The organism is Thiomonas sp. 13-64-67 (genome assembly GCF_002282795.1).
Lineage (GTDB): Bacteria > Pseudomonadota > Gammaproteobacteria > Burkholderiales > Burkholderiaceae_C > Thiomonas > Thiomonas arsenitoxydans.
The window spans coordinates 1-7,052 of the sequence record NZ_NCKP01000076.1; the positions used below are offsets into that span (position 1 = coordinate 1).

Below are 7,052 nucleotides of genomic sequence, written 5' to 3' on the forward strand. Positions count from 1 at the left end.
GCCGCTTTGGGCGGCGCGGTGGAAGTGCTGGTGGAGCGGGTGCGGGCGGACAACCGGGTCTGGGCGCATGTGCGGGCGAGCAAATCGCCCAAGCCGGGCCAGGTGCTGTGGCTGGGTGCGGCTCGACCCGATGCCGCGGCAGGCGACGAGCCGCACGCATCGGCGCCGCTTTTCGCCGTGACGACCGTGGGCCGGGCCGGGCCGGATGGCGGCTTGTTCGAACTGGAGTTTCCAGCCGAGCCTCTGGCCTTGTTGCAGCAGTACGGTGCGGTGCCCTTGCCGCCCTACATCACCCACGCGCCGGGCTGTGACGATGTGCAGCGCTACCAGACGGTGTATGCGCAGCACCCCGGCTCGGTGGCGGCGCCCACGGCGGGGCTGCACTTCGACGAGGCCATCCTGGCGAAAATCGACGCGATGGGCGCGCAGCGCGCAGCCGTCACCCTGCACGTGGGAGCGGGCACGTTTCAGCCGGTGCGGGTGAACGATCTGCGGCAGCACCAGATGCACAGCGAGTGGTACACCGTGCCCGAGGCGACCGCGCAAGCGATTGCTGAAGTGCGGATGCGGCAAGCGCAGGCGCGCGCGGCAGGCCAGCTGCACGCCGCCCCGCGGGTAGTTGCGGTGGGCACGACGGCCATGCGTGCGCTCGAATCGGCCGCGCTGGCGGCGCAAGCCGCCGGGGCCCCAGACGGCGCCGTGCTGCCAGGCGCCCGCGATACCGCGCTGTTCGTCACGCCGGGATATCGCTTTCGCGTGGTGGACGCGCTGCTGACCAATTTTCATCTGCCCAAATCCACCTTGCTGATGCTGGTGTCGGCCTTTGCCGGCATGGACACCATCCGCGTCGCCTATGCCCATGCCATTGCCCAGCGCTACCGGTTTTTCAGCTACGGAGATGCCATGTGGCTGACCCGTCAGGATTTGCGCTGACGCAAACCCATGCTGGCGTCATGCGCCCAGAATGAAAAACCATTTCAGACTGGACGCCATCATGGAACAAATCCTCTCCCCCCGGTTCATGCAGGACCGGCATCAACACCGCACCGAGCATATGGCGGCCATTCGCCAGCGCATTCAGTCGCACACCGCCCAAGCGCTCAGCGCCGAGGAAGAGCATGACCTGCTGCACATGCGCGAAGAAGAGAAAATCGCCCGCGATGTCTATCTGCAACTCGGCGAGCGTTGGGCGCTGCGGCCTTTGGTCAACATCAGCGGAGCCGAGCAGGCGCATATGGACGCCATCGCCGCCTTGCTGACGCATTACGACCTGCCTGACCCGGCGGAGGGTTTGGCGGTGGGCGAGTTTCGCACGCCCGACTTTCAGAGCTTGTACCACCAGTTGGTGGAACGCGGCCTGCGCAGCGAGCTCGACGCCATCAAGGTTGGGCTGCTGATCGAAGAGCTGGATATTTTTGATCTGGTCGAAGCGCGCAGCCGCGCCCGTCAGCCGGAAATTCTGGCGGTTTACGACGACCTGGAGCGCGGCTCGCGCAATCATCTGCGCGCGTTCTTCCGCCATCTGCAGCGCCATCGTGGCGAGTATGTGCCGCAATACCTGAGCCTGAGCGACTTCGAGGCCGTGGCCTGGAGCGAGCGCGAAGAGTGCTGATGGGTCGGATGCGTCAGGACTGCGCTGCCGCAATGGCAGCGCGGGTATGTTCGACGATGTTTTTGAGCGCCTGATCCAGCAGGGTCTGCGCGCCCTGCGCGAAGTGCGCGGCGTCGTTTACCGCGATGGTCTGGCGGCCGTCGAAATGCCAATGCGCGGCAATGCGGCTGGTGCGCTGGTTCGCCAGATCGCACACCAGATCCAAGTGCACGGTGCCCTGATTCGCATGAACATCATGCTCCAGCCGGTTCAGCTTGCAGTGCAGCGTCCACGGCGCGTTCACCAGCACGGCCTGCTGTTGCACGGCGCTGACCCACAGCTGGCGGCTCAGGGTGCGGTCGATGGCTTCGCCCACCAGCTGGGCCGGCGGGGCGAGCCAGCGGCTGTCACGGTAGGGTTCCAGCGTGTCGGGGCTGCGGCTGTACATCATGGCGGGCGACTGAAATCCAGCAGCGGCGCGCACCGGCAGGAGCTGAATCACCGTGGCTTGCGGTAGCGGCGCGGTGCGGATCTCGGGCGCGGTCAGGCGGTAGGTTTGCTGCACCGGCGCACGGTTGACGGGCAGGGCGCAGGCGGCCAAGGTCAGGCTCAGCAAAGCGGCCAGGGCGGCGCGGCGCAGCCGCAAAACAAAAGAGACGGTCATGGTTTTTCTCCCGGGCCCGGCGGCGGCAAGGCCGGGCCGTACAGCAATTGGCTAGGGTTGGCTTTGAGGTTTTCGGTCAGCGCGCCGAGCTGGCTGCTGAGCTGCTGCAAATTGCGCGCCAGCGCGTCCACTTCGGGCAGGGTGCGGGTCTGAAGCTGAGTCATGGCCTGCACGCCAGCCTGGGTAAAAGCGGTGGTGGTGTCTCCGGCCTGGGCAACGCTGTTGGCTGCGGCGCCGATCTGCGGCATCAAGCCGCCAAGCTGGGCCGACACGCCATCGAGCCGCTTCACCAGCGCCTGGCTTTGCTGCATGAGCGCGCTGCCTTGCGCACTCATCTGCGACAGATTGGCGCTGGTCTGGCGTGCGTTGGCAAACATCTGATTGATGTTGTTCTGATTGGCCGCCAGAGCGGCGGAGAGGGTCTGCAGATTGCGCAGCGTGTCGCTGATCGACTGCACATTGGCCGGGCTGAGCAGCGCGTCCACCCGCTGGCTGATGCGCGCCAGGGTGATGGCCGCGTCGTTGATGCCGCCCTCGATCTGGGTGAACACCGAGGGCTTGTAGGGAATGACCGGGTCAGGCTCGCCGGGCGGGGTGGGCAGCGGTGTCGACGAGGCGCCGCCGATCAGGTTCACCGCCGACAGCCCGGTGACGCCCAGCGGACTGAGCTGCGCCACGGTGTCGTTGCGCACCGGCACCGCGCTGTCGATCTCGACCTTGATGCGGATGAGGGCCGGGTTTTTCGGGTCGATCTCGATGCTTGCGACCTTGCCCACGGTGACGCCGCGGTAGAGCACATTGCTGTCGGTTTTCAGGCCGCTGACGTTGTCGGTGGCGTAGATCAGATACGGCCGGGTGGCGGTCTGCTTGCCGCCGGTGGCCAGCCACCAGCCCAGGCCGCCGAGCAGCGCGCCCAGCAGCACCACGAACAGGCCGACGGCGGTGTAATTGACTTTGGATTCCATGCGATCAACCCCGTGAAGTCGTTTCGTGCGTCATTTCATGCAAATAGGCGGCCGAACGGCTGCCGCGGAAATAGGCGACCAGCTCGGGCTCGTCGCGCTGCGCCAGTTCTGCAGCGGGGCCGACCGCCAGCATTTTTTTGCGGGCGAGAAACGCCACCGTGTCGCTGCCGTGCCAGATCGAATCGAGATCGTGCGTGACTTGCAGAATAGTCAGCCCCAGCAGGTCGCGTAGCTCGCGGATGAGCCGGTCGAACGCCGCGCCGCCGATCGGGTCGAGGCCCGAGGTCGGCTCGTCGAGCACCAGCAACTCCGGGTCGAGCGCCAGCGCGCGGGCTAGCGCCGCGCGCTTGACCATGCCGCCCGAGAGTTCAGCCGGATATTTGTGCGCCGCATCGGCGGGCAGCCCGGCCAGACCGATCTTGAGCATGCCCAGTTCGGGCAGCAGGCGTTTGTCGACCAAGCCTTGCTCGCGCAGCGGCAGCAGCACGTTTTCCAGCACGGTCAGGCCGGTGAATAGCGCGCCGCCTTGGAACAGCACGCCGATGCGCTGGCGCAGCGCTTGCCGCTGCGCGTCGCTTGCGGCCAGCGCGTCCTGGCCGAACAGCTTGAGCGTGCCGCCGCTGGGTGCGCGCAGCAAGAGCAGGCTGCGCACCAGCACCGTCTTGCCCGAGCCCGAGCCACCCACCAGCGCCATGATGGCGCCGCGCGGCACGGCCAGGTTCAGGCCCTCGTGCACCACCACGTCGCCGAAACGGTTGACGATGCCTTGCGCGTCGATGACCAGATCGGCTGCGTTCATAGGTGCAGCAGGTTGTAGAGCACCGAAAAACTGGCGTCGATCACGATCACCAGAAAGATGGCCTGCACCACGCTCACCGTGGTGGCGCGCCCCACCGCTGCCGCGCTGCCCGCAACGCGCAGGCCCTGCATGCAGCCCACCAGGGCGATGACCACGGCGAAAACCGGCGCTTTCACCAGGCCGAGCACCAGGGTCTTGAGCCCCACCACTTGCGGAATGCGCGCGACGTATTCGCTCAGCGGCACGCCATAGCCGACCGCAGCCACGACCCCACCGCCCGCCAGCCCCATCACGTCGGCAAACAGCGCCAGCAGAGGCAGGGTGATGACCAGGGCGATGACCTTGGGCAGCACCAGCATCTCAAAGGGCGACAGCCCGAGCGCGCGCAGCGCATCCACCTCTTCGGTGATGCGCATGGTGCCGATCTGCGCGGTGTACGACGAGCCGGTGCGCCCGGCCACCAGAATGGCGGTGAGCAGAGGCCCGAGTTCGCGCAGGGTGATGATGGACACCAGATTGACAATGAGAATGTTGGCGCCATAGGTCGCCAGCGTGGCCCCGGCCTGATACGCCATGACCATGCCGATGAGAAAAGACAGCAGGCCGATGATGCCGATGGCGCGCAGCCCCGCCGCGTCGATTTCGTGAATGACTTCGCGCCAGCGCACGCGCCAGGGTTGCAGCAGCAGCGGCGCACCACGCCACACCAGTTCGCCGACGAAGGCCAGCAGCGCGCGCAGTTCGTCCAGCGCAATGAGCGTGGCGCGGCCGATGTCGCCCAGCAAGCCGAGGCGGCGCGCGGCCGGCGGCAACGCCAGCGCGCGCTGGCGCACCAGATCGAGCAACTGCTGCTGCGGCGGGCTCAGGCCGCTTGCGTCCACCGTGGCCCCGGCGCTTTGCCACTGCGCCATGCTGCGCACCAGCAGCAGCGCGCCGGGTGTGTCGAGTGTGGTGGCGCTGGCGTCGAGGGTGACGTGCCGCGTGCCTGCGGGCAGATGGGTGTTCGGCTCGCGCGCCAGACCTTGCGCATTCCACGCGCCCAGCAGGCGGCACACGCGCCGCTCAGGCGCGTCCTCCTGCGCCATCCAGTCCAGGGTGGCGGGGGCGTCGGCGGTTGAAGGGGCAGTCATGGCGTGCATAGGTTAGCGGATCGGACGATGCGCGCCACGGCAAGTCTGAAACAATGTCGCCCATGCTGCAATTCACCGTTCACCACACCGCAGGCCAGGCCCGCCGCGGCACGCTCACCCTCAATCACGGTGTCATCGACACCCCGCAGTTCATGCCGGTGGGGACTTACGGCACCGTTAAAGGCATCACGCCCGATGGCCTGAAAACGGCGGGCGCGCAGATCATTCTGGGCAACACCTTTCACCTCTGGCTGCGCCCGGGGCTCGACGTGGTGCGGCAGTTCGGCGGCCTGCACCGCTTCATCGGCTGGGACGCGCCCATCCTCACCGACAGCGGCGGCTTTCAGGTGTGGAGCCTGGGGGCGATGCGCAAGATCAGCGAGGAAGGCGTGCGTTTCGCCTCGCCGGTGAACGGCGACAAGCTGTTCCTCACCCCCGAGGTGAGCATGCAGATCCAGACCGTGCTGGGCTCCGACATCGTCATGCAGTTCGACGAATGCACGCCTTACGACGTCGATCGCGCCGGGCAAAAACACATCACGACCGAAGCAGAGGCGCGCGAATCGATGGAACTGTCGCTGCGCTGGGCCGCGCGCTGCAAGGCCGAATTCGCGCGGCTGGAAAACCCCAACGCCCTGTTCGGCATCGTGCAGGGCGGCATGTTCGAGCCGCTGCGAGACGCTTCGCTAGACGGCCTCGCCGCGCTCGATCTGCCCGGCTACGCCATCGGCGGCCTGAGCGTGGGCGAGCCCAAAGACGACATGCTGCGCCTGCTGCGCCACACCGCGCCGCGCCTGCCCGCCCACAAGCCGCGTTACCTCATGGGCGTGGGCACGCCGGAAGATTTGGTGGACGGTGTGAGCGCGGGCATCGACCTGTTCGATTGCGTCATGCCCACACGCAATGCGCGCAACGGCCATCTGTTCACCCGCTTCGGCGATCTGCGCATCCGCAACGCCCGCTTCAAGCAGGACGAACGACCGCTTGACGACACCTGCACCTGCGCCACCTGCCGACAGTTCTCGCGCGCCTATCTGCACCATCTCGACCGCTGCGGCGAAATGCTGTTCGGCATGCTGGCCACCACGCATAACCTGCACTACTACCTGCAACTCATGCGCGGCATGCGCACCGCGCTCGACGCCGAGGCTTTCGACGCCTTCGTCGCTCAGTTCCACGCCGACCGGGCGCGCGGGGTGTGATCTCACCTCCCCCACGTCGTGGGTGAGGTCGGGAAGGGGACGGCCCAGCCCGCCCCCCGAGGGGGATGAGGCCCACGGCTCCAAGCGGCCCTGCGGCAGCTTGGACGGAGCCGAATCCGAGCGGCTTGCAAGCCGCGAGGTGGACAAGGAAGCTTGGGGCGGCCCGGCGTTTCCTTGAGAGGTTCTCTTAACCGGCAGCCAATTGCGTTGCCATGCGCCCGACCGCGTGCAAGGCTTCTTCCTACTCGGCCGTCCAGCATCCGCCGACGTTGAGCCGAAGGCAGTTGCGGTAAGCCCGTGAAACGCTGATTCAATCCTTGAGCGTCACCCCGTAGCCCTCATCGGCGACGGCCTTGACCAGCGCTTCGGGTGCGGCGTTGCCCTGCACGGTGGCGCGGCCGCTGGCCAGATCGACCTGCGCGTCCTGCGTGCCGGGGACGGATTTTAGCGCCTTGGTCACGGCGGCGACGCAGTGACCACAGGTCATGCCGGTGACTTGAAGTTGCACGGTGTTCATGAGTTTTTCTCCTGTTGTAGTGGCTAGAGATCAGGCGGGTTGGGCGAGGGCGTCGCGTACCTTCATCAGCTTTTCGCAGACTTCCTTGGCAATGGCGTGCACTTCGGGTTTGTCGATCAAGCCGAGCACCGAGGTGGGGTTCATGAAGTCGACCACGATCTGCTGGTTGGCCGCGTCTTCGCGC

8 protein-coding genes are annotated in these 7,052 nt (G+C 66.7%); 3 read left to right on the forward strand and 5 right to left on the reverse strand.

Annotated elements, in window-relative coordinates; genetic code table 11:
• A partial coding sequence (gene queA / locus B7X30_RS13940; RefSeq protein ID WP_286731330.1) for a tRNA preQ1(34) S-adenosylmethionine ribosyltransferase-isomerase QueA occupies window positions 1–933 on the forward strand: 933 nt, incomplete at its 5' end.
• Window positions 934–994: 61 nt separating this feature from the next.
• The gene (locus B7X30_RS13945) at window positions 995–1,612 is read left to right on the forward strand and encodes a DUF2202 domain-containing protein (RefSeq protein ID WP_286731333.1); all 618 of its coding nucleotides are present in this window, start codon (window positions 995–997) and stop codon (window positions 1,610–1,612) included.
• Between the two features lie 13 nt (window positions 1,613–1,625).
• Here B7X30_RS13945 and B7X30_RS13950 read toward each other — a convergent pair whose 3' ends face one another.
• The 4 genes from B7X30_RS13950 to B7X30_RS13965 are packed head-to-tail and all read right to left on the reverse strand — an operon-like array spanning window position 1,626 to window position 5,149.
• On the reverse strand, window positions 1,626–2,255 hold the full coding sequence (locus B7X30_RS13950) for an ABC-type transport auxiliary lipoprotein family protein (RefSeq protein WP_286731334.1): 630 nt from the start codon (window positions 2,253–2,255) through the stop codon (window positions 1,626–1,628).
• The gene (locus tag B7X30_RS13955) at window positions 2,252–3,220 is read right to left on the reverse strand and encodes an MlaD family protein (protein ID WP_286731336.1); all 969 of its coding nucleotides are present in this window, start codon (window positions 3,218–3,220) and stop codon (window positions 2,252–2,254) included. The genes B7X30_RS13950 and B7X30_RS13955 overlap by 4 nt, the downstream gene beginning before the upstream one ends.
• 4 nt (window positions 3,221–3,224) lie before the next feature.
• Window positions 3,225–4,019 (reverse strand): ABC transporter ATP-binding protein, encoded by a 795-nt coding sequence (locus B7X30_RS13960; protein ID WP_286731337.1) that lies wholly within the window; start codon window positions 4,017–4,019, stop codon window positions 3,225–3,227.
• Window positions 4,016–5,149 carry an MlaE family ABC transporter permease gene (locus B7X30_RS13965; protein WP_286731338.1) on the reverse strand — a complete coding sequence of 378 codons (1,134 nt, stop codon included), beginning with the start codon at window positions 5,147–5,149 and terminating at the stop codon, window positions 4,016–4,018. The genes B7X30_RS13960 and B7X30_RS13965 overlap by 4 nt, the downstream gene beginning before the upstream one ends.
• A 62-nt stretch (window positions 5,150–5,211) precedes the next feature.
• Here B7X30_RS13965 and tgt point away from each other — a divergent pair, with 62 nt between their 5' ends.
• Window positions 5,212–6,351, forward strand: coding sequence for a tRNA guanosine(34) transglycosylase Tgt (gene tgt, locus B7X30_RS13970; RefSeq protein WP_286731341.1), 1,140 nt, complete (start codon window positions 5,212–5,214; stop codon window positions 6,349–6,351).
• A gap of 310 nt (window positions 6,352–6,661) precedes the next feature.
• On the opposite strand, the gene B7X30_RS13975 is transcribed toward tgt, so the two are convergent.
• Window positions 6,662–6,868 (reverse strand): CopZ family metallochaperone, encoded by a 207-nt coding sequence (locus tag B7X30_RS13975; RefSeq protein ID WP_286731343.1) that lies wholly within the window; start codon window positions 6,866–6,868, stop codon window positions 6,662–6,664.
• Window positions 6,869–7,052: the final 184 nt, after the last annotated feature.

Bases quoted from the DNA above. Each gene is read 5' to 3' on its own strand.
- B7X30_RS13950 (WP_286731334.1), bottom strand. From the start codon at position 2,255: ATGACCGTCTCTTTTGTTTTGCGGCTGCGCCGCGCCGCCCTGGCCGCT.
- B7X30_RS13975 (WP_286731343.1), bottom strand. From the start codon at position 6,868: ATGAACACCGTGCAACTTCAAGTCACCGGCATGACCTGTGGTCACTGC.
- tgt (WP_286731341.1), top strand. From the start codon at position 5,212: ATGCTGCAATTCACCGTTCACCACACCGCAGGCCAGGCCCGCCGCGGC.
- B7X30_RS13945 (WP_286731333.1), top strand. From the start codon at position 995: ATGGAACAAATCCTCTCCCCCCGGTTCATGCAGGACCGGCATCAACAC.
- B7X30_RS13965 (WP_286731338.1), bottom strand. From the start codon at position 5,149: ATGACTGCCCCTTCAACCGCCGACGCCCCCGCCACCCTGGACTGGATG.
- B7X30_RS13955 (WP_286731336.1), bottom strand. From the start codon at position 3,220: ATGGAATCCAAAGTCAATTACACCGCCGTCGGCCTGTTCGTGGTGCTG.
- B7X30_RS13960 (WP_286731337.1), bottom strand. From the start codon at position 4,019: ATGAACGCAGCCGATCTGGTCATCGACGCGCAAGGCATCGTCAACCGT.